The following is a 25,687-nucleotide window of genomic DNA, read 5'->3' as shown; positions in this document are numbered from 1 at the left end:
TTACCCTAATAGGAAAGGCTTTGCTTGCCTACCATTAACCGCTCTCCATCCCTAGGTTTAGGGTGTCTGCACCAGAGCCGGAAGTAAACGGGCTTTTAGCTCACTGTTTACGTCTTGTCCATATTTGAGGATATCTGAGGATATTTAATGACTACCACTGCAACTCAACTAAAGCATGATGTTCGTGATCTAGCTCTAGCCACTCAGGGGCGCCAGCGTATTGAGTGGGCCGGTCGAGAAATGCCAGTGCTGCGGCAGATCCAAGAGCGCTTCGCTCAAACCAAGCCACTGGCTGGCGTGCGCCTGACAGCCTGCTGCCATGTCACCACTGAAACCGCTCATCTGGCCATTGCCCTCAAGAATGGTGGGGCCGATGCCCTGCTAATTGCCAGCAATCCCCTATCCACCCAGGATGACGTGGCAGCCAGTCTAGTGGCTGATTACGGCGTGCCGGTGTTTGCCATGAAGGGCGAAGACAATGCCACCTACCTGCGCCATGTGCAAACGGCGCTAGATCACCGTCCCAATATCATCATCGATGACGGTAGTGATGTAGTGGCCACCCTGGTTAAAGAGCGGCAGCACCAATTGTCTGACATCATTGGCACTACCGAAGAAACCACCACAGGCATCGTGCGACTCAAGGCGATGTTTAACGACGGGGTCCTCAGCTTCCCGGCGATGAATGTCAACGATGCCGATACGAAGCACTTCTTCGACAATCGCTACGGCACCGGGCAATCCACCCTGGATGGCATTATCCGAGCCACCAATGTTCTGCTAGCAGGGAAGACGGTGGTCGTGGCTGGCTACGGCTGGTGTGGTAAGGGCGTCGCCCTACGCGCCCGGGGCATGGGAGCCAATGTCATTGTCACTGAAATCAATCCAGTTCGGGCCATCGAGGCCGTCATGGACGGCTTCCGGGTAATGCCCATGGCCGAAGCTGCCCCTCTGGGGAACCTCTTCGTTACGGTTACCGGCAACAAGCATGTGATCCGTAAAGAGCATTTCGAGGTGATGAAAGACGGCGCCATGGTCTGCAACTCGGGTCACTTTGACATCGAGATCGACCTGAAGGCGCTGAAGCAGATGGCTACGGAAGTAAAGCAAGTACGTGACTTTACCGAACAATACTGCCTCTCCAGTGGTAAGTCGGTGATTGTGCTAGGGGAAGGCCGCCTAGTGAATCTGGCCGCCGCGGAAGGCCATCCCAGTGCGGTGATGGACATGAGCTTTGCCAACCAGGCCTTGGCTTGTGAGTATCTGGTGACTCAACGAGGCTCGTTGACACCAGGGCTACACTCGGTTCCAGAAGAGGTGGATCAGGAAATCGCTCGCCTGAAGCTTAAGGCCCTGGGGCTAACAGTCGATTCCTTAACACCAGAGCAGGAAATTTACATCAATTCCTGGACCGTTGGTACGGAATAAGCCGAGAGGATCTCTAAGACTCCCTAGCTTTGGAGGCTAATTTTCTAATGGGTCAGTGCAGTAGTCTGTACTGGCCTGTTTTTATGGCTACTCTTCTGAGGGGGCCCTGAGCCCTGGAATAGGAATCATTGTCTAGAAGGTAATTCAAATGTACTATTAAACAGAATTAGTAACTCTACAGGAAGGGCTAAACGGTCTATGGGAATTCGGTGGGGCAATGCTGTTTATGGGATATTGGCCCTCTTCGCCGGGGGATGGATTGTGGCTGAACTGTCGGCCCACATGCCGCGGCTGGAGGCGGCAGCAACTCAATCGGCCAACTCGCCTCAACCCCTGGCGCAGCCTTGGCAGGGAGGCTCATTTCCGGTGGAGAATTTCTCTCGTTATACGTCGCCTTTTGGCTATCGTACCGATCCCTACAGTGGCCAAGCTCGGTTCCACTATGGTCTCGATATTGCCACCCCCATGGGCAGCTATGTGCGTAGCTGGTGGCAGGGAACCGTGGCTCGAGTCTCAGAGGATACGGCCTGCGGCACGTCGGTGGTGGTGCGCTCCGGGGATTGGGTGCATGTCTACTGTCATTTGCAGGGCTATGTGGTGGTGGAGACCGATGGCGACCGGGTGCTGGTGGATCGTCGGGGGGGTATACAGCTGCAGCAAGGGCGGCGGGTGAAGGCCGGTACTCGGATTGGTCGTGTGGGTATGACTGGACGCACCACTGGCCCTCATTTGCACTGGGGCTTGAAATATCAGGGAACCTGGGTTGATCCGGCTCAGGTGTTGCAGGCGATGTATGCCAACCAGCGACTGTAGGGATGGATGGCACAGCCATTGTAGGGCCACTCATCGGATACCCGCCAGAGGTTTTACAGCACCCGCAGGACGCTGGCAACGCTCTTAATTTCTCCGTAGCCGCCAATTTCAGTCAGGGCCGCCTGAAAGTCAGCTTCCTTGACCTCGTGGCTGACAATCACAATCTCAGCACAGTCCTCTTGTAAGCCAATTTGCACAACCGACTCTAGGCTGACCCGATGGCGGCCAAAACAGGTGCCCAATTTGCCAATCACCCCGGGAGCATCTTTGGCCAGCAAGCGCACATAGAAGCGGCTGACGATGGTGGCCATGGGACTAATTTGGCAATAGTGTTGGTGGATACAGGCCAGCAGTGGATTAGGGGCAGTGGAAACAGACGTCGGCCCCTGGTTAGAGTGCAGAGTTGCCGCCACGTTCAAGATGTCGGATACGACGGCACTGGCGGTGGGGCCTGAACCGGCACCAGGGCCAAAGAACATCACTTGTCCGATGGGGTCTCCCTCCACCAGGATGGCGTTAAAGACATCATTGACGCTGGCCAAAGGATGGCCCTGAGGAACTAGAGTGGGATGCACTCGCACTTGCAGCTGATCCAGGTGCTGGTTGGAAATGGGGCAGACATCACGACGAGCAATGGCCAGTAGCTTGATGACAAACCCGAGTCGGTTGGCGTAGGCAATATCGGCAGCAGTGACGCGACGAATCCCTTCGCAATAGACCTCAGACAGCTTGATACGTCCCCCAAAGGCCAAGGAGGCCAAAATGGCGATTTTATCGGCCCCATCTAGCCCATCCACGTCAGCGGTGGGATCGGCTTCGGCATAACCCAACCGTTGGGCATCGGCCAGGATCGGCTCAAAGTCTCCGCCCTCCTGCTGCATCCGCGTCAGGATGTAGTTGGTGGTGCCATTGACGATGCCGGTGACGGCGTGAATACGGTTGACGCCTAGGGCTTGCTTCAGGGGCTGAATCACGGGAATGCCGCCGCCGACGGCAGCCTCTAGCATGACATAAACCCCAGCTGCATTGGCGGCGGTGAAGATCTCATCCCCGTAGCGGGCAATCACGGCCTTGTTGGCCGTCACCACATGTTTGCCCTGGGCGATGGCTTTGAGGATTAGCGACCGAGCTGGTTCTAGCCCCCCGATTAGCTCCACCACAATCTGGATTGACTCATCCGTGACGATGCTATCCAGATCGGTCGTCAGGATTTCGTCGGGAAGGGTAACCTGGCGGGGCTTATCCAGAGACCGTACTCCTACCCGAGCAATAGCCACTGTCTGAATCAACGGATGACGCTCTAGCGGATCTAGCAGAATCCTTGCTGTCCCGGTGCCAACGGTGCCCAGTCCGAGTAACCCAACCTTAACTACCAACGCTTTTAGTCCATCTAATACTGTCTATGTGTCAATTGTAGGGGGTTTCCGCTACTAGCCCAACACGAAAGGCTCCCCGAGTCTTGGGGAACCTCTCGACATGGCTTCACCATCCTCAGGCATTGGATGGAAGATCACACTAGGGATGGGCTTGGGATTGGTTAGTAGGTTTCTACGTGCCAACGCCCGTCTTTCTTCATCTGCTTGCGGAATTCCTCCCAATTGACGCCATTCTTCTCAGCGGCAGCTGCCAGGGCGGCGTCGATGCCATCTTCCATGCCTTTGAGGCCGCAGATATAGGTGTGGGTCTTGGGCTCTTGAATCAGCTTCCACAATTCATCGGCTTGCTCAGCCACTCGGTTTTGGATGTACATTTTGCCGCCTTCTGCATTCTTCTGCTCCCGGCTGAGGGCATAGGTGAGGCGGAAGTTATCGGGATACTGGGCTTGTACCGACTCCAATTCTTCTTTGTAGAGAATGTTGGGGGTGACTGGAATGCCGAAGATCAGCCAGGCAAAGCCTCGGAATTGGTAGTCGGGGTTGGCCTGGCGCTCTTTTTCGTCGAACATTCGCTGGAGATAGGCCCGGAAGGGAGCAATGCCGGTGCCGGTAGCCATCATGATAATGGTGGCATCTTCATCGTCGGGCAGGAGCATTTCTTTGCCCACAGGACCGGTAACTTGGACTTCGGCTCCTTTTTCTAACCCACAGAGGTAAGACGAGCAGACACCGTAGACTTTTTCGCCGGTTTCTGGATGGTTGTACTCTAGCTGGCGGACGCAGAGAGATACAGTCTTGTCGTCCATCAAGTCGCCGTGGCGGGTGGAGGCGATGGAGTAGAGACGCAGTTTATGGGGCTTACCTTTTTCATCGGTGCCCTCAGGAATAATGCCGGCGCTTTGGCCTTCTAAGTAGCGATACTCGCTCCCGGTTAGATCGAGGATAATGTGCTGGACAATGCCGATACCGCCTTCTCGAACCAAGGGGTCATTGGCGATCACCTTGGCCATAAACGGCTGCTTCGGCTTGTAGATATTGACTGGAATATCGCTCTTCTTTTTTTTCGCCTCTGGCTGTGCTTGAGTCATGGACTTGCTGCTCTTACTTGCTGCTTGCGATTCAGCCGTAACCTGAGCGCTGCCATTCACTGAACTCTCGACCGGACGAATGCTCAGGATTCGACCTCCCAGGCGGGTGATCCGTTGCATCTCTTGATTCATCCGGCTATAGGGAACCGTGATGTAAGTACTACCACTCTGGCGAATCGGGTAATTAGCCTGGTCTGTCTCCGAGTTTTGGCATAGGCCTTCTACTTCGTAGACAAACAGGCGGCTCCCGGCTAAAGTGTTCGCACTACCGCCACTTACGCTTGGATTGTACATTGCTGACTCGTGAATCTCTGAACCCAACTAGACGCGATGGAGCGATGACCTGATGTCTTTACTAATCGCGCTGGTGCATTAGCTCAGGATAACGCTGAGCTTAGACACTTTAATCGCTACTAGAGTAGCACCCAGGTACAATTGCTCCAATGATCTGGTGAGGTAGAGGGTGGCAAGGGCCAGCACGCTCAGCTACAGCTATTAATACATTAACGGTTACACGAAAAACGGTTACACGAAAATTGAGACTGTTAGCTGTGAATCTTTTCAAGATGCGATCGCATTTTATCATTCCCTTGAGCAGCCGTTCACAACCGCCCAGGAAAACAGGTAGTACTTGTTGGTAAAACAGGCTTCTGGTAGGATTTACCGTAGTTAATAGTGCAAAATACTTATTGACTCTATGCTTAGGGTTAAGCCCCATTCGGCCTCAGGTCTGAAATAGCTCCTACCCCATGCTCAGGGTCTAGCCACGAAGTGCCAGTAAGTCCAGCAGGGCGATGCCATATCAATGGATAGTACTGCAGCTAACTAGCTCGCCGGGGCGGGTATCTGGACAGTCACCATCAGAACCCATAGAAGCGATAGGGACAAGGAGATCTGCTATCCGGTCACTGGGCCCCAGTGGAGGCAATCTTTGCGAGTATTGCCAGCAGATTGACTGGCCCACTACGAAGTACCCGGCCCTTGGGTAGGGAGCTGGGTTGTCCTAGGGTAGATAGAGAGCAGCCTCTATATATGTCTGTATATGTCTGTCGTTGTCCTAAGAGTTTGTTTAGAGGGAACCTATGACCAGTAAGCCAGATCGCGTGGTTCTGATTGGCGTCGCCGGAGATTCAGGGTGCGGTAAATCGACTTTTCTACGTCGGTTGGCCGACTTATTTGGCGCGGAGTTCATGACCGTCATCTGCCTGGATGACTATCATAGCCTCGACCGCAAGCAACGTAAAGCGGCCGGGGTTACCGCCTTAAACCCAAAAGCCAATAACTTTGATCTGATGTACGAGCAGATCAAAGCCCTGAAAGAAGGCAATTCCATCGATAAGCCTATCTACAACCACGAGACTGGCGACATCGATCCGCCAGAGCGCATTGATCCTAATCGGATTGTGGTCATCGAAGGATTGCATCCCCTCTACGACGAGCGAGTCCGCGGGCTCATTGACTTCAGCGTCTATCTTGACATCCATGATGATGTGAAGATTGCCTGGAAAGTTCAACGGGACATGGCCGAACGGGGCCACGGCTATGAAGATGTACTGGCGTCCATTAACGCCCGTCGGCCAGACTTCGAAGCATACGTCGACATTCAGAAACAGTATGCTAATGTGGTTATTCAGATTCTACCTACTCAGCTCATTCCTGACGACAAAGACCGCAAGATTTTGCGAGTAAGATTGCTGCAGCGGGAAGGCATAGATGGTTTCAATCCGGTCTACCTCTTCGATGAAGGATCAACCATCGACTGGATTCCCTGCGGCCGTAAGCTAACCTGCTCGTACCCTGGCATTCGCCTACACTACGGTCCCGACAGTTACTACGGTCACGATGTGTCGGTCCTCGAAGTCGATGGTCAATTTGAACGCCTAGAAGAACTCATCTACGTAGAAAACCATCTCAGCAATACCGCTACCCGGTACTACGGTGAAATGACTGAATTGTTATTAAAACATCGGGAATATCCTGGCTCTAAAAACGGTAGTGGTCTCTTCCAGGTATTAGTCGGGCTAAAGATGCGAGCCACCTACGAACGCTTAACCGCCCAACGGCCTCAAGTGGCTGCAAAGGCATAGGCCTCACGGTTAAGACAAAATATGGCTTAGCTTCAGTGGAAGGGCAGTGCAGGTGATGCATTGCCCTTCCTAGTACAGAGTCATCTGCAAGGGATGCAGACGGCTAAGTTCGCTTCAATGTTCGCACAGCTACTAGAGCAGCCGTCATTAATCCGAGGACACCGAGCGGTTCTGGCACGGCTTTAGGGTCAGGAGTTTCAGATGGTGGTTCTAGCGGCGGTTCCACTGGGGGTGGGGGCTCTTCTGGCAGGGGTTCTTTTGGCGGGGGCGGTTCCACTGGCGGGGATTCTGGCGGTGGTGGGTCTGCAGAGGGTGGCTCAACGGCCAAAGAGCCCCCCTGAATAAAGACGGCTGCATCGAGGATGTCATCCGACACATCCGCAATAGTGATCTCCAGAGTATTAGTAGTCCCCTTAATCACATCCCCCGCGAACGTCAGCGGTTTAGTAAACCCATCTAGTTTTGTCACCGTACCCGGACCCGCTGGATTATTCACGAAGTCACTACTGAAGGGACCCGTGGGACTAGCCGTCAGGTTATTGATATTGACCAAATTAGTGCTTCCCACCGAGTCATTCAACCGGGCCAGGTTGGTGCCATTCAGCTCTAGGGTAAAGAAGTCATTGAATTGAGAGCCTGAGAATTCTAAGAATTCTTCGGACCCAAAAACATATTGGAAGAACAGTTGATTAACGGTGGTGTCAGCCTGAAAACGGATCTCTAAGGTGGCAATATCAAATAATTCCCCCTGATTCACCGCCGTCTGATCCTCTGGAGTAGTGAGATCAACCCCATCCGAGAATAAATCATCAGCCGTATTGGTGCCGGGAATGTCGACCACCTGGCCTGTGCTGAGGACAACGCCTGAGCCTAAGCCAAAGGGATCATCCTCAAACAGGCCGAAGGCATAGTCGTTACCGCTGAGGCTGACATTAAAATTACTCAGTCCGGTGAGTTCGGTGCCGAGAAGGGCATCGAGCAAATCAGCGCCAGTGTCGTTCTGGGTGATTGTAAAGGCATGGGCTGGAGTCCCGATGACGAGAGCAGTGATAGTGGTGGCGGCCGTTGCCCATATAGGCCGAGCGAACTCTGACATAGGTGTGTGCTCCTGGGTAAATGTGCTACAGGCTTGCGGTCCCGCCCTCGCAAGCGGCTTAAGCGTCTTAAGATAATCGAGTCAGAACCTGGCGGGGTGTCTTGACCGCCATGGGGCTACTCCTGCGATCATGCTGGCCCTTTTGGTGATCGACTTAGAGCCAGCTAAGAATTTCCTGAATACCGGACTACTTCTTGAAATTTTCATAAACCCTGGCCACTATCGCCGATCAGCCCGGATACATCCGAGGGCTGTTTTATCTAAATTTCATGAAGTTAAGTGCCGCTGAGCCACTGAGCCAACACCTTTCAGAAACGGTTAATATCCTCAGGGAACGCCCTCTCCGTAGGGATTTGGAGGACAGAGATCCCAAGCCTATCGTCCGCAGGCGAGACATCTTCCCGGCAGCACTGCCCTATAAGGGCGTGTAGAGTTTTAATAAAGTCATACAATTTCAGGGATAGCTCGTCATCCAGTTGATTCAACGAATCAGGCTGCCACTACCACGATGCTTGGTGCATCTTCGATTTTATGTTGCTTTTTGGTTGCTTAATCGTCTACGGCTTAGGGCTAGTATTGGTCATGGCCATTACCTTCATCGCATTTTGGCACGATAGTACTACCCCCAAGACCCATCTCATGTCATGGGTGGTGCTGATTTTGGCCAGCCTATTTTGGCCCATTACCCTACCGTCAATCCTGCGGGCGTTAATCCGGCAACGGGCAGCAGCACGCCAGCAGCACCGGCAGCAGCAAACAGCAGGCCAGACTGCTCAGGCGTCCTCGTTTCCCCAGCGTCCCCAAATGGAACGTTAACGCGCCAGGCCCAGCATTCATTGGCTGCCGGGAAATGGGCAGAGTATGCTGAAGCAGCAGAGCCATAATTGATGGTGATAGGAGGCCAGGTCTATGAAGTTAGGGCAGATGATATCTGCTGCCGCAGCTGGGGTAGGATTATTGGCTTTTGGGCCATCGGCCAGGGCAGAGGCTCCAGGCATCTATTACTCCTGGCGAGCCTTAGAGACTGATACAGCACAATGCCTAGACCGAGCTGTCCAAGCCCTCGACAGCGAAAGCCTAGTTGATGTCAGAGTAGACGGCAATAGTGTAGTGGGCCGTAATCCTGAGGCCACCGCCGTATTCGTTTGCTTAGACGACGGTCCTGCCAGCACGGTGATGGTGATTATTGCCAGTAATGATGATGCATCGGCCATCGCCTTACGAGAAGCACTCAAGTCAGCTTTTTAGACACCATGCGGGTTGTTGCCTATCTCTGCAGTAATGCGCTGTTGGAGTCTGTGCCAGCCCCTACTGTCTGGGGCGACGAGGTCGATGAGGTCTACAGCGATCGAGGGCCTTGGTCGCCCCCGATCGACCGCCCCAATCTGAGGCAGCTCTTGCAGGATGCTCAGGTTGCTCCGCCAGACTATGTACTAGTGCGTCGCTTGGAAGAACTCGGGGATTCCTTAGAGACTGTCGCCGATCGGTTGGCTCAATTAGAAGGGCATGGAGTCACCGTTATCGCCACAGAACAAGACTATCCGCCTCAAAATGGAGCCGATAACGGGACAGAGACATTCTCCCATGCCATGACTAGGCACCAGTCTCTGTGGCGGCTATCGGCCAGCATTCAACGGCAACAGCAACGGCAGCGTCTGCAGCAGGGACATGCCCGCAACCGGCTGAAGGCCTTGCCGCCGCCCGGCAAGGCGCCTTATGGGTATCGGCGAGGCAAGGATCGCTATGCCTTAGACCGGGCCGCAGCCCCAGTGGTGCGGGATTTCTTTGATCACTTCTTACTCTTCGGTTCGGTGCGAGGAGCAGTCCGGCACATGAATGCCAAGTATGGTAAGCGCATCGCCGTTTCAACCGGGCACCGCTGGCTGACCAATCCGATCTATCGGGGAGATTTGCAGTACCACGATGGCGGCATCATACAAAATACCCATGCCCCGATCCTGTCCCGCCAGGAAGCAGCCCAAGTCGACCGGCTGTTGTTGCGCAATCGTCGCCTGCCTCCTCGAACAGCCAGTGCTCCCCGTTCTTTAGCCGGCTTGGTGGTCTGCCAACGGTGCCAATCGGCCATGCGGATAGCCCGGGTGACAACACCCCGGCAGCAGCGTGAGTATCTGTATTTGCGCCCGGCGGCATGTGCAGCGACGCCCCCATGTCGAGCCTTGCCGTACCAAGCCGTATTAGAGAAAACCATTACAGCCATTTGCCAGGAGTTGCCCCAAGCGGTGGCTGCGTTGATGCAGGCTAGCCCAGCTGCCCCTGAAGATGCGGCAGTCAGCGGCCCGTCTGAGTGCAGCGCTACCGATTTGGCCACCAAGCAATCAGCCCTAGAGCAACTCCCAGAGCTGGTGACCAAGGGCATCCTAGACCAGGACACTGCCGATCTGCGAGCCTATCGACTACATAGCGAAATCGCTCAACTCCGACAACAGCAGGCTCAGCAATCCCCAGTCAATCTGCAAGAACTAGCCCAGACGGTTTCTATTCCCCAGTTTTGGCTCGATCTCTCGGAGGCCGAACGGCGCTTTTTCTTTCGTGAGTTTATCCGCCAGATTCAGATCGTACGGGAAGAGGCGAGTTGGCACATTGCCCTAGACTTTATTTTTTGATCTGGAGCAGGTCAGCTGGCTTTACCCTGATATCGGCAGAGTTCCAGGAACTAGGTATCGGTGTTAAGCGCCTCTTCAATCTTGCGACTCCCCAGTGACATGGCATAGCAGAAGCACCAGTAAATGGCGGCGATAAATAGATACACTTCTCCATAGCGACCGAGGAACTCGGGGTTGGCCAGGATGGAGCGACTGATTCCTAACAGTTCTAAGAGGCCAACGATGGAAACCAGGGTGGTGTCCTGAAACAGACTGATGAATTGTCCCACGATGGCTGGAATGGCAATCTTGAGAGCCTGGGGGAGTACGATGAGGCCAAGGGTCAGGGGAGCGTTCAGGCCCATAGAGCGGGCTGCTTCGATCTGGCCGCGGGGAACTGCCTGTAGCCCTCCTCGCACATTTTCTGCCAGATAGGCCGCCGTAAACAGGGTCATCCCGACAATGGCCCGCAGGACTCGATCGGGTCGCATCCCTTCTGGTAGAAACAGGGGAATCATGACTTGCCCCATAAACAAAATGGAAATCAGCGGCACGCCACGAATCAGCTCAATATAGATTATCGAAAGCCAGCGAATGATCGGCAACGAGCTCTGCCGCCCTAGGGCCAGTAACACCCCGAAGGGAAAGGACAGGGCGATGCTAACCACCGATATACATAACGTCAGCAACAATCCGCCCCAGTTATTGGTAGACACTGCGGGTAGCCCTAGGCCGCCTGCCATCAGCCATAGGGTGACAAAGAACGAGAGCAACCAGGCCAGGGAGAGCCATCGCCCTAAGGAGGTAACCCGTTGAGCCCAGAGGCGCCCTGCCCAGGCTGCTAAGGTGCAGAGGAGAATCAGGCCTATCATTCTCGCGCGATAGGGCCCTGGCATCGGCACCAGCACGATCAGCACTGTGATCCCCCCTAAGCCCATCAATACTCCCCGGGAAAAGAGGACAGAAAGATGGCGAGAAAACAGTCCCCAACTCAACCCCGAGGCCAGGGTAATCAGGGCCAATGCTGTCCACAGCCGCCAGTACTGGTCGGATGGGTAGCGCCCCACAAAATAGAGCGGTAGGTTAGCGGAGAGCACCTGCCACTGGGCCATGGTAAACGCCCAATTCACTAGGCTATAGGCGACCCATAGCAGTATCCCCCCGAGGACTAGGGTAAGCATGCTGTTAAACCAGCTGTTGAAGAGATTCTTCCGCAGCCAGGCAACAGGGGAATGGCGGATAGTAGCGGGGCTTAGGGAGGGGGAAGTTGCGGTCATACTCGTCTACAGAGGTTAGTGTTCTGTGAATTGAACTGCCTGATTCAGACGGTTCATGCCCAGGGAAATGATTAGGTTAATGAGTAAATAGATGGCCATCAGTAAGATAAACACCTCCACAGGCCGGCCAGTCTGATTGAGAGAAGTACTGGCCACTGAGAAGATATCGGGATAGCCGATGGCAAGGGCCAAGCTAGAATTCTTGGCTAAGTTCATGTATTGACTGTTGAGGGGAGGAATAATCACTCGCATGGCCTGGGGAAAGACCACCAGCTGCATCACACGGCTAGGGGTTAATCCCAGGGAGCGAGCGGCTTCCCACTGCCCTTTAGACACTGACTGAATGCCACCCCGGACAATCTCAGCGATAAAGGCCCCGGTATAGACGACTAGCCCGACTAAGATGGCGGAGTATTCTAAGGACAGTCGCAAGCCTCCCTGCACCTGTCCGGGGTCAGGGGATTGGGGAATCTGCCAGTTGAAGCCTAGGGCGATTAGCACTACGACTATCCCCCCAATGAGGCTGAGGGCAATGGCTTGGGGCCGTCCAGAGGCTGCCCGCTCAACCATGGCTCTAGTGCGCCGTTGTAGAAGGGTCCAGGCTGCGATCGCAAGGGCAATGACGGCCCCCAAAGAGAGCCAAAACGGCAGGCCTATCGTCGGCCAGGGGAGATAAATCCCCGTCTTACTCATATAGATCAGGCCCATTACCTGCAATTGTTCCTGGGGCGGAGGCAAGCTGAGGAATACAGGAAAGTACCAAAAAATCAACTGCAGCAACAGGGGAATGTTACGCACAAGCTCGACATATAACAAGCTGAGTTTGTGCAGCAACCAGTTATCCGAGAACGTCGCCACCCCCGCGATCACCCCCAGAATCGTCGTCAACACAATGCCAGCCAGAACCACCCGCAGGGTATTCAAAATACCGACCAGCAACGCCCGGATATAGGTATCGCTGGGGGAATACTCAATCAATGTCTCGCCGATGCTAAAGCCCGCCGAATTGGTCAGAAAGCTGAAGGTAAACTCCAGCCCAGCCCGCTCCAGATTCACCCTCAAATTGTGAATAAACAGGCCCAAGATGGCGATCACAATTCCCGCAACCACAAGCTGAAACACAATTTTCCAGAATCGGTCATCCCGCCAGAGCGGCACACTGGTTTCGGGTCGGCTAGTCATGGCGCAAAAGACATCAACGACGTTAGCAGTACCGACGGAGGGAATCAGGGCCAAGCGGAGAGACCCTCGGCAGAGGACCGGCAAGCAACGGCCACCGGGAACTGCCATCGGAACCGCAGCAGTCAGCCATCAGCGAGTCTCTGCCCCTGGTCCAGTCAGGGAGCCGCTAGTATGCCAAGGCAGAAGTAGGAAGGCAGACGGCAGAAAGAGAGATCCTGATAAATTTAGCCCTGCCGCTCTAGTCAATAGAGGCGTTATTTCTGCCGCAGAGTACTAGACTTTAACGGAATGGCGCCGAGTACATTAGCCCCCCATCGGTCCAGAGCCGGTTCAGCCCGCGAGGAATATCGTCGCCGATATTGCGCTCGTAGATTTCTCCGTAGTTACCCACGGCCATGATCGCCTGCATCATGAAGTCATTCTCCAGGCCCAATTGGGACCCTAGATCGCCTTCGACCCCCAACAACAACTTGATGTCCTGGTTTTCAGTGGTCTCTGCCATGGCTGCGACATTGGCTTGGGTAACGCCAAATTCCTCGGCCTGAATCAGGCCATGGGTCACCCACTTGACCACGTCAAACCACTGGGAGTCATTATTCATGGTCACAGGCCCCAACGGCTCCTTAGACATAGACACATCTAAGATGACATGGGCACTCGGATCGGGGAACTTGGTCCGGCGGGCGTTGAGCTGAGACTTATCAGAGGTAAAGCCTTCACAGCGCCCCTCTAGATAGGCCTGAGCCGTTTCATTGCCATCCTGGTATTTCACATCAGTATAGTTAACCCCCAGTTCCGTCATGCGGGAGGTCAGATTCAGCTCCGTCGTGGTGCCGGTTTCCACACAAATGGAAAGCCCCTCAAAATCCTCCAGGCTGGTGATGCCGCTGTCGGCTCTGACCATCATTCCCTGGGCATCATAGAAGGTGGTCGGCGCAAACTCCATGGCATTGCCGCCGGTGGCATCCCGGCTCAGGGTCCAGGTGGTATTGCGGGAGAGCATATCTACTTCCCCACCCCGTAGGGCCGTAAACCGCTCGGTAGAATCCAGGTTGCGATACTCGACTGCCTCTGGATCGCCCAGCACCGCCGCCGCCACTGCCCGGCAGACATCGACATCCAGGCCAGAATAGCTGCCGTCAGATTCGACTGAGCTGAACCCAGGAATCGTGCCCTCGACGCCGCAGATGAGGGTGCCTCTCTCCTTGACGATATCTAAGCGGCTCGCTGCCGTTGCCGTAGTGGCCTCACCTGCTTCGCCCGAGGTAGCTGTGCCGGTCGGCTCCCGGCTAGCACAGGCGGTTAGGGTTAGCGTCATCGCTACCGCTAAAAGACCCCATTTGCGCATAAGTCTCACCTCTCTCACATTGCACACACATCACTAAACTTGAACCCGCGCTAGGACAGCAGACCACTGCTTTAACTTGCTTTACATTCCCCCGCTTCGCAGTTTGAATTTGTGCTTCAAATAACATTCAAACTGGTTTTGTATCAAAAATCACCCTATTCCCGGGACACGCCGATGGCGAGTGGTACTGTCTGGCTGAATATCAGCTCCAATCTTCCCCTTCTCGGCCCCCATGGCGATAGCCCAACCCCTGTTGATGCAGAGAGCGGGTCTGCTCGTAGAGACTGTCTTCCGTCAAGTCCCACCGCTGTAGCGTGGCTTGTAAATCTTGCTGGATGTCTTGGGCCCCCGGAAAGCCTTTGTAGCGAATCAATAGCCGGGCTAGTTCGATCAGATTAGTATTGCTCGGGTCCCCCGCGATGAGTTGATTGACGGTTTGGCGATCGACCCGATACTGGGGATGCTGCTGCTCTCCCCGTTCTACTCCGTTCGCAGACACGGTCTTTACCTCCTACCGGCTTGGTTCCGGTATATGACTCTAGCCAGATAGCTTAGAGTATAGGCGGTGTTTTAACGGAACTGATCAGGTGATGCGATCGCATCAGCAATGTGTCGGCGTTGATGAGTCGCTGCAGGTGGTTCTGTGGGCCAATCCATTGATGGGGTGGGCTAATCCATCAGTCACAGGGATGCCGGGGACTGGCTCAGCCGTTCCCGACCATGGGGCTGGAGCCAACCGTCCATGTCTGGTCCTGCCGGAATGATGCCCCCTGGATTCAGGGGAAAGAGATTGCCATAGTAGTCTGCCTTGATGGCCTCCAGATCACAGGTAGACGCTACCCCCGGCAGCTGATAGAGGTCGCGGACGTAGGGACCCAGGTGAGGATAGTCGGCAATGCGGCGGCGATTACATTTGAACAGGCTGTAATAGACCGCGTCGAAGCGAAACAGGGTAGTAAAGAGGCGCACATCGGCCAGGGTCACCGAGTCGCCACAGAGATAGCGATGCTGGGCTAAGGCCGCATCGATCTCGTCCAGGGTGGCAAACAACTCGGCACAGGCACGATCATAGGCAGTCTGGGTTTGGGCGAAGCCGCAGCGATAGACCCCGTTATTGACGGCCGGGTAAATCTTGGCGTTCCACTGATCGATCTGGGGCCGCAACGGCTCCGGATAGAGATCCTGCTGGGCATGATGGGCCACCGAATCAAAGGCCCGGTTGAGGATGACAATGATGTCGGCACTCTCGTTATTGACGATGGTCTGGCTCTGGCTGTCCCAGAGGACGGGGACAGTACTGCGGCCTTGGTAGCCAGGCTGGGCCCGTTGGTATAGCTCTGGCAGGCTGCGACAGCCGAGGAACGGCTGCTGAAACACCCAGATGCCTTCGGCGGCGGCGGGCTGCACCAAGATCACGGGGATAGCCTCTTCTAAGCCCTTCAGCACTCGGGTTACCAAGGTGCGATGGGCCCAGGGGCAGCCCATGCCCACAATCAGGCAATACCGACCTGGGGTCGGGGGCTCGGCTCGGTCGGTGCCGGGGCCAATACTATGGCGAAACTCACTCTCGGGCCGAATATAGTTTCCCTGGGGATCCCGGGGAGCCAGACGGGCCATCATCTGCTGCCAGAGGGTGGTCCAGATGAATTTGCCGGTGCGGACGATGAGTCCAGGAGGAAGGGAGGCCATAGGACTAGGGAGCGATTAGATACACAATCATTTCGTCGACATAGAGATCCAGTGCCTCCAGATTGGGGTTGTCGGAGGCAAAGAGGCTATCGCCGGTAACGGCTTGGTAGGCCTGGGGAGATATATCGATGGCACTTTGGCTGGGCTTAAGCCGCAATACTAAATCCCCGTAGTATTGGTTCAAGTCGCTGCCTTCTAAGACGACGCTGCCGCCGTAGTCCCAGGCGAAGCCATAGACCTGAAAGGAGCCCAAAATAGTTTTCAGTTCGGCGAAGGAAAGGCCTACCCCAATGCCTTCCGGGGTTTCCCAGGCAGAGCCAAAGCCTCTGGCGGTGGCGATTCGGGTGCGGCTGTCATCAGTCCAGGTGAGGGTGACGCCATATTCAGGCCCCAGATCGACGACGGTGGCTGGTTCACTGAAGCCTTCACCGACGGGGATGGACTCATCCCGCAGATGCTCCGCCCCGACTAAGTTGGCCAATGTTTCCCGGCTGGTGGTGGCAGTGATGGGGCCGACTCGCTCGCCCGGAATCACCACCGGTTCGAAGTCAGCAATAGGGTCGGCCTCGGCCTCGGGCTGGGAGGGGATTGCCGATGGCGTCGATGGAGACGCCGGGGAAGGGGCGGAGTCGCCAGGGGCAGAGGCGTCCGATGGCAGGTCAGGGGGAGCGCCACAGGCGGTACCGAGTAATAGGCTCAATAGCCCGGCTGAAATCCCAAGGTGTCTAGCGTTCATGTGTTCGTGTCCATTCATGTCCAGCCTAGTGCGGGTCTCTCCAACTGAGGAGAGGCCGGGGAAGAAAATTCACATCCCAGCCCTGAAGGCTTTCCCCTAAAGTAGTCAACAGATGTGAAGGGAGTTGGTTGACCATGGAAGCGATACTAATGCACCAGCCGGGAGGCCCGGAGGTGTTGCGATCGCACACAATTCCCACCCCCACCCTGCAGCGAGACACAGAATTATTGGTACGGCTACGGGCCGCCGGGGTCAACCCGGTCCACACGAAAATTCGCCAACGGGGGCCCTACCATGCCAATGCCCTGCCCATGATCCTTGGCTGTGATGGCGCCGGCATGGTGGAAGCCATTGGTCCCGGTGTGCGTCACTACAGCGTTGGCGATGAGGTCTACTTTTGCCACGGGGGGCTAGGGGCGGCCCCCGGCAACTATGCTGAATATACCGTCATTGATGAACGCTGGGTGGCCCCCAAACCCACATGCCTCAGCTTCGAGCAGGCAGCGGCGGCCCCCCTGGTACTGATCGCCGCCTGGGAAGCCCTCTATGACCGGGCTCGCCTGGGCATGGGGCAACGGGTTTTGATTCACGGCGGAGCCGGAGGCGTTGGCCATGTGGCGATTCAGCTGGCCAAACTACGGGAGGCCCATGTCTGTACCACCATTAGCACCGAAGACAAGGCCAACTTCGTCACTGCCCTAGGGGTCGATCACGCCATCTACTATCCCCGCATCGACTTCGTGGCCGGCGTCATGAACTGGACCGGCGACCAGGGGGTCGATGTGGCCTTCGATACCGTGGGAGAACCGGTCTTATCACGCACCTTTGCCGCCGTGAAACCCTATGGTGACATCGTCACTCTGCTATCGCCGACCCCAGACACCGACTGGAAGACGGCCCGCACCCGTAACCTGCGCGTAGGGTATGAACTCATGCTCACCCCGGCCCTGCAGGGGTTGACCCAAGCCCAACAGCACCAGGTGCGGATTTTGCAGGAATGCACCCGCTGGTTTGATGCCGGGAAATTGCACATTCACGTGGGGCAAACGTTCCCCCTGAGCCAGGCGGCTGAGGCCCATCGCCTAGTGGAGTCGGGCCAGGTGATCGGTAAGGTTGTATTGCAAATGCCTGCAGGATAGATGGCATCGCCTGTCGTCCTGCGGCTCGAGCTCTAGCAGACACGACCGAGGCCTCTGCAACAGCAATAACGCCGCTATTGACTGAGCGAACTAGGTCCTTGCCCCTAATCGTCTTGCCCATGAGCTATCTCATAGAATCCTGTTGCCCAACTTGACACAATGGAGACCAGCCGTCGAATTGAGGCAACTGACCTATGGCGAATCCATCCATTGGGGACGTGGCTGCCGCCCGCTCCCAATTTAGACAGTTCAGCTTGCCGGTGTGGCTGGTGCTGATCTGTGTGGTTACCTTCAGTGTGTTGTTGGGGGCGGGGGTAGCTATTGCCAAGTTCGCGCCGCCTCAACCGGCCACGGTGCAATCCCCCCAGGCAGAGGTGATCTTCACTGCCGATGATATCGAAAACGGTCAGATCACTTATCTGGGTCGCGGCGGCCAGCACATTGGCAGTATTTGGGGCCATGGCAGTTATCTAGCCCCAGACTGGACCGCAGATGTGCTGCATCGCTGGGGCCTAGCCACCGCTGGGGTCCTCTACGCCAACGACCCCGACTTTTCCCAGGCCGATCTAGATGCCCTCAGCTCCCCGGAGCGGGCGGTGCTGAAAGCTCAGGTGAGTGACCAGTTCAAGCCCAACCGCTACCAGGCCGATACCGATACCTTACTGCTCACCAACGCCCAAACCCAGGGGTTGAAACAGGTGTTTGCCGACTACCAGGATCTGCTGGCCCACGGCTCGGTGACCCACTCCATTCCCGAGGGCTGGTTCGAGCGTGAGCAGGATATTCACGATGTTACAGCCTTCTTTGCCTGGACCGCCTGGGCGGCCTCAGCGAATCGGCCCCATGCCCCCTTCTCCTACACCGCCAACTGGCCCCACGATGATCTGATTGGCAACCAGGCTCCTGGTCAATTTCTGGTATGGTCGATTGTGTCGGTGATCGTGCTGATATTTGCGATCGCAGCCTTCCTGTTTCTCTACCTGACCCAGGAAGACACCGACGAGGTGCAAACGGTACCAGAACGCCCGGCCATCCGCTGGCCTACCCCCAGCCAAAAGGCCACCAGCCTCTTCTTCGGTGTGGCCATGGCCCTATTTGGCGTACAAATTGCCATGGGCATGGTCACCGCCCACTATGCCGTCGAGGGCGACGGTTTCTATGGCATCCCCCTACAGCAATACCTTCCCTACGCCGCCTCCCGTACTTGGCATCTGCAGTTGGCAGTATTCTGGATTGCCACCTGCTGGCTAGCTGCTGGGCTGTACTTCGCCCCTCGCTTTGGTAAGCAAGAACCCAAGGGCCAAGTCTGGGGCAACAGCACATTGCTCATCGCTCTCACCGTCGTTGTTGTCGGCTCCCTTGCCGGTTCTTGGGCCAGTGTCCAGGGCATTCTCAGCGGCAATACTAGCTTTTTCTTCGGTCACCAAGGCTATGAGTACGTGGAACTGGGGCGCCTTTGGCAACTGCTGTTGATTGGCGGCATGGTGTTTTGGCTGTGGCTAATGTTCCGTGCCCTACGGCCAGCCCTAAAACACGAAGGCAGCAAAACCGGCCTCAACCACTTTTTCCTCTACAGTGCCATTACCATCCCCCTGTTCTATGCCTCCGGCTTGATGTACACCAACCACACCCCGGTAAGCGTGGCAGAATATTGGCGCTGGTGGGTAGTCCATCTGTGGGTAGAAGGCTTCTTTGAGGTGTTTGCCACCGTTGCTATTGCCTATCTGTGCAGTGAACTGGGCTTTTTGAGAAAGTCCTCGGCCCTGCGGGCCACCTATCTCACCACCATCCTGTATCTAGGTAGCGGCGTCATTGGCACCCTGCACCACCTGTACTTCGCCGGGACCCCCTCCTTCATCGCCGCCACTGGAGCCGTAGCCTCAGCTCTGGAAGTGGTGCCCCTCACCCTGATTGGCTTTGAAGTGGTAAAAACCCTGCGCATGTCAGAGCAGGCCGAGAATTTCTACCGCTGGCCCCTGCGCTTTTTTCTGGCCACCTGCTTCTGGAACTTGGTGGGGGCCGGTGTGTTTGGATTTTTGATTAACCCGCCGATCGTCCTTTACTACTCCCAGGGCCTCAATACCACCCCAATCCACGCCCACAGTGCCCTATTTGGGGTCTATGGCTCCCTGGCCATTGCCCTGATGCTATTTTCTCTGCGAGAAATTGTCCCCGAACCGGCCTGGAATGAACCCCTACTGCGGGTCTGTTTTTGGAGCCTCAACGGGGGGTTGGGAATGATGATGGTGCTGGGCTTGATTCCCAACGGCTTCTATCAGCTGATGCAATCGGTCAACCATGGCACCTGGTATGCCCGTAGTGCCGAGGTAATCGGTTCCCCTTGGATGCAGTGGACCGTGTGGCTACGCATCCCTGGAGACATCGTCTTTACCATTGGTGCCATAGGCATGGTGCTATTTACCGTACGGACCGTGTACTCCATTTTTCATCAGCCCACCCAGCGAGACGAGCCAGAGCCAATAGCCGTCGAAACCCGCTAGCATTTAGATGCTCGCTTCCTGCAAGCAACTGGGATCTGCTCTTTGACCGTTTTCTGAGACTGAATAAGGCTGAGCCGCCATAACTTCGTTACCCCATTGCCTGCCCACCCGTAGCCTACATAGCTTTTTCCCAAGGGCGACCCTGCTAAAGGTAAGGGCAATCCAGTTCCGCCTAAAATAGAGGTAGCAGCAAGCACCCAAGAGTCGTGGTCTATGCTTGCCAAAGCTGACGCTAGTTTGTCACGATGAAACATCGTGAGCCTAGCTGTTTGGGAGGGAGCCCTTCGTTTCTAGCCGCCACTCCCTTGCAGTCGTGTATAGATTCAGATACAGATCAAATACAGAAGAGCCATCGTGACTACTACCGCCCCTGTTCTCGCCAGCACCCGTAAAACGCTTACTGTCCAAGGTCGTCGCTACGGGTTCTACAGTCTGGCCGAGGCCGCCAAGGTATTGGGCGATATCAGCCGTCTACCCTACTGTCTCAAGGTATTACTGGAGAACCTACTGCGCCATCAAGATGGCCGCACCGTCACTGTCGACGATGCCCAGGCCGTGGCCGATTGGTTGGACCAGCGTCACTCTGACCGCGAAATTGCCTATCGTCCGGCCCGGGTGCTGATGCAGGACTTCACCGGGGTACCGGCAGTGGTTGATCTGGCGGCCATGCGGGATGCCATGGTGCAGTTGGGGGGGTCGCCTGAGGCGATCAATCCCTTGTCGCCCGTAGACCTGGTCATTGATCACTCAGTGATGGTGGATGCCTTCGGTAGCGCCGCCGCCTTTGCCGAAAATGTGCAGTACGAGTTCCGTCGTAACCACGAGCGCTATGCCTTTCTGCGCTGGGGCCAGAACGCCTTCGATGACTTTCGGGTGGTGCCTCCCGGCACTGGTATCTGTCACCAAGTGAATTTGGAATACTTGGCTCAGGTGGTCTGGACCAAGGCCGATGAGTCTGGGGAACCCCTGGCCTATCCCGATACCCTGGTAGGCACCGATAGCCACACCACCATGATCAACGGCCTCTCGGTACTGGGCTGGGGCGTAGGCGGCATTGAGGCCGAGGCCGCCATGCTGGGCCAACCCATTTCCATGGTGATTCCTGAGGTGGTGGGCTTTAAGTTGACCGGTCAATTGCCCGAGGGGGCGACGGCCACGGACCTGGTGCTGACGGTAACCCAAATGCTGCGGCAGAAGGGGGTGGTGGGTAAGTTTGTGGAGTTCTATGGCAATGGCCTGGCTCACCTCACCTTGGCCGACCGAGCCACCATTAGCAACATGGCCCCCGAGTATGGTGCTACCTGTGGCTTCTTCCCCATCGACGAGGTCACCCTGGAATACCTACACTTCACTGGCCGTGACCCGGAGCGCATCGCCCTAGTGGAAGCCTATGCCAAGGAGCAGGGGCTGTGGCGGGCAGCCGCTAGTGCCGATCCTCTCTTTACCGACACCCTAGAATTAGATCTAACTACGGTGGAGCCCTCTCTGGCTGGCCCCAAACGTCCCCAGGACCGGGTGCAATTGTCTCAGCTGGCCCATCAGTTTAAGCAGAGCGATTTTCCCAGCTTCAGCAAGGGCCTCTCCTACGACCAGAAGCGGTCGGTGCCGGTCGCTGGCACCGACTATGCCCTCAGCGATGGGGCCGTGGTGATTGCCGCCATTACCAGCTGCACCAATACCTCCAATCCCTCCGTGATGATCGGAGCCGGCTTGGTGGCCCGCAAGGCCAGAGCCAGGGGGCTGACGGTGAAGCCCTGGGTGAAGACGTCCCTGGCCCCTGGCAGCCAAGTAGTATCTGACTATTTAGAAAAGGCGGGTTTGCAGCATGACCTAGACGCCCTAGGCTTCAATCTGGTGGGCTACGGCTGCACCACCTGCATCGGCAATTCGGGGCCGCTGCCGCCGGCCATCGCCAAGGCCGTGGAACAAGAAGACCTAGTGGTAGGGGCAGTGCTGTCGGGCAACCGCAACTTCGAGGGCCGAGTCAGTCCTCACACCAAGGCCAATTATCTGGCTTCGCCGCCGTTGGTGGTGGCCTATGCGATCGCAGGTAACCTGGCCATCGATCTAAAACAAGACCCCATTGGCCAAGACAGCGACGGTAAGCCGGTATATCTGGCCGATATCTGGCCCAGCACCGAGGAAATTCGCCAGGTGATGGCCGCCGCCCTAACGCCGGAGATGTTCCGCAGTCGCTACGGCGATGTGTTTGTGGGGCCTGAGAATTGGCGCCAGATCGACACCGTCGATAGCCAAACCTATGATTGGCGCAGCGATAGCACCTACGTGCAAAATCCGCCCTTCTTCGCCGATATGGCGGCTGAGGTCAATGGCAGTGCCTTCGCCGACATCGAGCAGGCTCGCCCCTTGGCCTTGTTAGGGGACAGCATCACCACTGACCACATCTCTCCAGCCGGGGCGATCAAAGCCGACAGCCCGGCCGGGCACTATCTGCGGCAGCATGGGGTTGAAATCAGCGATTTCAATTCCTATGGGTCTCGCCGCGGCAACCACGAAGTGATGATGCGGGGCACCTTCGCCAACATTCGCCTACAGAACGAGATGGTGCCAGGTTCTTCCGGTGGCGTTACCCGCAAGATGCCGGAAGGTAAGGAGATGTCCATCTACGATGCCGCCATGGAATACATGGTCGTGGGCACTCCCTTAGTCGTTATCGCCGGTAAGGAATATGGCACCGGCTCCTCCCGGGATTGGGCTGCCAAGGGGACCCGATTACTGGGGGTGAAGGCGGTGGTGGCCGAGAGCTACGAGCGCATCCACCGCTCTAATCTGGTGGGCATGGGCGTCTTGCCGTTGCAATTTCAGCCCGGCGTCAACCGCCAGACCCTGGAGCTAGACGGCAGCGAAATCTTCTCTATCCGCGGTCTGCAGTCGGGGGTGCAGGCCGGAATGACAGTGACCATGACGGTGCAGCGGCTGATGGTAGCCAGGAGGAAGTGCCCCTGATCTGCCGCCATTGATACCCTAGATGAGGTGGAGTATTACCGCCACGGGGAATCTTGCCCTATGTGCTGCGACAGTTATTGGCCGCTTAGGATATATGCCACAGGTTACACTCTCAGCCTTGATCGAGGGCCTGCGGGCTGGCGCCCTGATTAGTTTTCCCACACTGATACAGTGCGGGCTCTGGCCGCCCTGCCCGATAACTTGCGATCGCATCTACGCGGCCAAGCAGCGGCCCAGGATAAGCCTCTGATTCTGATGGGGGGGCCACCTTCAATACCCTGCTGCCTATGTGACGGGTACCGCAGCAGAGCGCCTGATCTGGCAGCGGGTAGCCGATCGCTACTGGCCCGGTCCCTTGACCCTGGTCTTGCCCGCCAGCGACCGCATGCCGGCGGCCATGAATCCCACCCGGTCTGGCACCTTGGGCATCCGCGTCCCCGACCATCCCCTGGCCCGCTACCTGTTGGCCCGCACCGGTCCCCTGGCCACCACCAGTGCCAACACCTCAGGCAGTGCGCCCCTCACCCGCATGGCCGCCATTGCGGCCCAATTTCCCGAGGCCTTGCTCTTATCCACTGAAGCCCAATCGTCCCTGGCGACAAATGACCTAGGCATGGCGGCCAATGGCGACGGAGATGGGGCCGCTTCCGGTCAGGCGTCTACAGTGGTGCAGTGGAGCCAAGGGGAATGGGTCACCCTGCGCTCCGGGGTCGTGTCTCTCCCTCCCGATGCTGGGCAAGAGGACGCCGCCGAAACGTCTCGTCCTTAATCGTTCTGTGGTCATGGTTGATCAAGACATCCAGCGCTACCGCCTGGCCTATGGCCGGGCCCTAGAACAGGCTCAGTTTCAGGGAGGCTTTCTGGCCCGCACCTCCCACGAGTTGCGATCGCCCATCAATCGGGTGATTAGCCTACACCAGATGATCCTGGAGGACCTCTGCGACAGCCCCGAGGAAGAGCGGGAGTTTCTGCAGCAGGCCCAGACCGCTACCCAGGAAGTGTTGGCCTTGCTCGATCAACTCACTGCCATCTCTAAGTTACAGATCGGTGCGATCGCAGCGGCGATCCAACCCGTCTGTCTGCAGCAGCTATTCAGTGAGGTGCAACAGCTAACCCAGTTGCAGGTAGCTAATCGCAACTGTCGCTTCAGCCTGGAGCTGCCCCCAACAGAGGTCTATGGCCTCAGTGACCCGATCTGGTTACGGCAAGCCCTGGTGATGCTGATCGAGATTTGTGTGGCCAACGACAGCCGTCAAATTGCCCTGCGCTTGGTCTCAGCACCCACCGCTCCATCACTAATCCTGCAACTCGATCACGATTGCCCTGACAGCAAGTGGCAAGAGCCTAGCGAGCTATGGCAACAATGGCCACAGCGAGGGCCTGCCATCCTATCCCCTGGCCTGCGGCTGGGATTAGCCCTGCAAGTGTTGCAACAGGTGCAGGCCCGAGTCTGCCTAGACCCTCCCCGGCAAGATACTCCCGGCGGAGCGCGGCTCCAGATTCATCTAGCGAATGGCCAGGATCAACGTTGGGACTGCGAGGAAGTGGATGGAGTGGAGTGAAGAGTGAAGAGTGAAGAGTGAAGAGTATAGGGCGTTGGCGTAGCCTGCCCGGAGGGCTTAGCCCGTGCGTAGCAGCAGAGTGAAGAGTGAGTAAAGGGTGGATGGGTAAAGGGTGGTGGGGTGATGGGGTGATGGGGTGTATAGCCTAGCGGCATTCAAGAAAGGCGGAGCCTGCCTGGAGTGTTGAGTGTTGAGTGTTGAGTGTTGAGTGAGTGAATGGTTTGGTTCCCTGTCAAACGGTGGATGAGCGGGCGAGTAGGCCGATAGCGGATAGAGGGTAAGAGAGGGTAAGGGGACAGGGTAGGGCGCGGTTGCCGCGCCCAATGCAGAAAACCGGCTACCCTGCCGATGCGACGCGATCTATCACGGCTCACCGATATGCCCTTCCGCAGGTCCAGGGCAGCAGCGTGGGAAAGGCAGAAAACAGAGGGGAAGGCAGAAGCCGAAAACATGCTCCTCACCACTTACCGATGCGACGCGATCTCTATCACTACTCACCGACCAGCCCTTCCGCAGGTCCAGGGCAGTAGTTCGACTCCGTTGCTCCTGCAGTTCGACTTCGCTCACTACGAGCGGAGCCGCTTTGCGAACACCACAAGCGGTTTGCCCTGGTCGTAGGGGGCCGGGGGAAGCGAAATTCCCCCGGGTGAGCGCTTTGACTGGTGCAATTAAGTGTGGTCTTACCGAGGTCTATGACTACTGACCAACAAGCCCGTCCACGGGATCCAGGGCAGTGGCTCGACTTCGTTGCTCCTGCGGAGCCGCTGAGTGCCCTACACGTGCCATGGAGCCATT

19 protein-coding genes and 1 pseudogene are annotated in these 25,687 nt (G+C 56.5%); 11 read left to right on the top strand and 9 right to left on the bottom strand.

Features of this window, described 5'->3' with window-relative positions:
- Positions 1-147: 147 nt before the first annotated feature.
- Positions 148-1,428: an adenosylhomocysteinase gene (gene ahcY / locus XM38_RS16235; protein WP_088430400.1), complete on the top strand. Its 1,281-nt coding sequence runs from the start codon at positions 148-150 to the stop codon at positions 1,426-1,428.
- Positions 1,429-1,626: 198 nt separating this feature from the next.
- On the top strand, positions 1,627-2,241 hold the full coding sequence (locus XM38_RS16230) for a M23 family metallopeptidase (protein WP_080807135.1): 615 nt from the start codon (positions 1,627-1,629) through the stop codon (positions 2,239-2,241).
- Positions 2,242-2,294: 53 nt separating this feature from the next.
- Here the strand turns inward: XM38_RS16230 and XM38_RS16225 are convergent, their stop codons facing one another.
- Positions 2,295-3,617 carry a homoserine dehydrogenase gene (locus tag XM38_RS16225; protein ID WP_080807137.1) on the bottom strand — a complete coding sequence of 441 codons (1,323 nt, stop codon included), beginning with the start codon at positions 3,615-3,617 and terminating at the stop codon, positions 2,295-2,297.
- A 161-nt stretch (positions 3,618-3,778) separates the two neighbouring features.
- Positions 3,779-4,999, bottom strand: a complete 1,221-nt coding sequence (gene petH / locus XM38_RS16220; RefSeq protein ID WP_088430398.1) for a ferredoxin--NADP reductase — start codon at positions 4,997-4,999, stop codon at positions 3,779-3,781.
- A 788-nt stretch (positions 5,000-5,787) separates the two neighbouring features.
- Between petH and XM38_RS16215 the strand changes: the two genes are divergently transcribed.
- On the top strand, positions 5,788-6,792 hold the full coding sequence (locus XM38_RS16215; RefSeq protein WP_080807141.1) for a phosphoribulokinase: 1,005 nt from the start codon (positions 5,788-5,790) through the stop codon (positions 6,790-6,792).
- 103 nt (positions 6,793-6,895) lie between these two features.
- Here the strand turns inward: XM38_RS16215 and XM38_RS16210 are convergent, their stop codons facing one another.
- Positions 6,896-7,888 carry a choice-of-anchor L domain-containing protein gene (locus tag XM38_RS16210; protein WP_088430396.1) on the bottom strand — a complete coding sequence of 331 codons (993 nt, stop codon included), beginning with the start codon at positions 7,886-7,888 and terminating at the stop codon, positions 6,896-6,898.
- 531 nt (positions 7,889-8,419) lie between these two features.
- Between XM38_RS16210 and XM38_RS16205 the strand changes: the two genes are divergently transcribed.
- From XM38_RS16205 to XM38_RS16195, 3 genes are all read left to right on the top strand, one after another.
- Entirely contained in the window at positions 8,420-8,704 is a 285-nt protein-coding gene (locus XM38_RS16205; protein ID WP_080807145.1) for a hypothetical protein, read from the top strand.
- A 93-nt stretch (positions 8,705-8,797) separates the two neighbouring features.
- On the top strand, positions 8,798-9,136 hold the full coding sequence (locus tag XM38_RS16200) for a hypothetical protein (protein ID WP_088430394.1): 339 nt from the start codon (positions 8,798-8,800) through the stop codon (positions 9,134-9,136).
- A gap of 5 nt (positions 9,137-9,141) precedes the next feature.
- On the top strand, positions 9,142-10,512 hold the full coding sequence (locus XM38_RS16195; RefSeq protein ID WP_080807192.1) for a recombinase family protein: 1,371 nt from the start codon (positions 9,142-9,144) through the stop codon (positions 10,510-10,512).
- A gap of 50 nt (positions 10,513-10,562) precedes the next feature.
- Here XM38_RS16195 and XM38_RS16190 read toward each other — a convergent pair whose 3' ends face one another.
- From XM38_RS16190 to XM38_RS16165, 6 genes are all read right to left on the bottom strand, one after another.
- Positions 10,563-11,768: an amino acid ABC transporter permease gene (locus XM38_RS16190; RefSeq protein WP_080807147.1), complete on the bottom strand. Its 1,206-nt coding sequence runs from the start codon at positions 11,766-11,768 to the stop codon at positions 10,563-10,565.
- Positions 11,769-11,783: 15 nt separating this feature from the next.
- Positions 11,784-12,950 (bottom strand): amino acid ABC transporter permease, encoded by a 1,167-nt coding sequence (locus XM38_RS16185; protein ID WP_088431727.1) that lies wholly within the window; start codon positions 12,948-12,950, stop codon positions 11,784-11,786.
- 280 nt (positions 12,951-13,230) lie between these two features.
- Positions 13,231-14,298: an amino acid ABC transporter substrate-binding protein gene (locus XM38_RS16180; RefSeq protein ID WP_088430392.1), complete on the bottom strand. Its 1,068-nt coding sequence runs from the start codon at positions 14,296-14,298 to the stop codon at positions 13,231-13,233.
- Between the two features lie 202 nt (positions 14,299-14,500).
- Positions 14,501-14,797 carry a DUF3288 family protein gene (locus tag XM38_RS16175; RefSeq protein WP_080807149.1) on the bottom strand — a complete coding sequence of 99 codons (297 nt, stop codon included), beginning with the start codon at positions 14,795-14,797 and terminating at the stop codon, positions 14,501-14,503.
- Positions 14,798-14,979: 182 nt separating this feature from the next.
- On the bottom strand, positions 14,980-15,987 hold the full coding sequence (locus XM38_RS16170; RefSeq protein ID WP_080807152.1) for a glutathione S-transferase family protein: 1,008 nt from the start codon (positions 15,985-15,987) through the stop codon (positions 14,980-14,982).
- A gap of 4 nt (positions 15,988-15,991) precedes the next feature.
- Complete coding sequence (locus XM38_RS16165) at positions 15,992-16,723, bottom strand: hypothetical protein (RefSeq protein ID WP_137455144.1); 732 nt, start codon at positions 16,721-16,723, stop codon at positions 15,992-15,994.
- Between the two features lie 134 nt (positions 16,724-16,857).
- Between XM38_RS16165 and XM38_RS16160 the strand changes: the two genes are divergently transcribed.
- The 5 genes and pseudogenes from XM38_RS16160 to XM38_RS16140 all read left to right on the top strand — a co-directional run bounded on the left by XM38_RS16160 (position 16,858) and on the right by XM38_RS16140 (position 24,892).
- On the top strand, positions 16,858-17,862 hold the full coding sequence (locus XM38_RS16160) for a zinc-dependent alcohol dehydrogenase family protein (RefSeq protein ID WP_088430388.1): 1,005 nt from the start codon (positions 16,858-16,860) through the stop codon (positions 17,860-17,862).
- Positions 17,863-18,056: 194 nt separating this feature from the next.
- Complete coding sequence (locus XM38_RS16155; RefSeq protein WP_088430386.1) at positions 18,057-20,363, top strand: nitric-oxide reductase large subunit; 2,307 nt, start codon at positions 18,057-18,059, stop codon at positions 20,361-20,363.
- A gap of 351 nt (positions 20,364-20,714) precedes the next feature.
- Positions 20,715-23,419 (top strand): annotated as a pseudogene (gene acnA / locus XM38_RS16150) (aconitate hydratase AcnA).
- Between the two features lie 200 nt (positions 23,420-23,619).
- Positions 23,620-24,099: an L-threonylcarbamoyladenylate synthase gene (locus XM38_RS16145; protein ID WP_202978904.1), complete on the top strand. Its 480-nt coding sequence runs from the start codon at positions 23,620-23,622 to the stop codon at positions 24,097-24,099.
- A gap of 13 nt (positions 24,100-24,112) precedes the next feature.
- Entirely contained in the window at positions 24,113-24,892 is a 780-nt protein-coding gene (locus XM38_RS16140; RefSeq protein WP_187329437.1) for a sensor histidine kinase, read from the top strand.
- Positions 24,893-25,687: the final 795 nt, after the last annotated feature.

Source organism: Halomicronema hongdechloris C2206 (genome assembly GCF_002075285.3).
In the GTDB taxonomy this organism is placed as follows: domain Bacteria; phylum Cyanobacteriota; class Cyanobacteriia; order Phormidesmidales; family Phormidesmidaceae; genus Halomicronema_B; species Halomicronema_B hongdechloris.
Note: the sequence above shows the minus strand (reverse complement) of the source record. Positions and strands in the feature narration are given on the sequence as shown.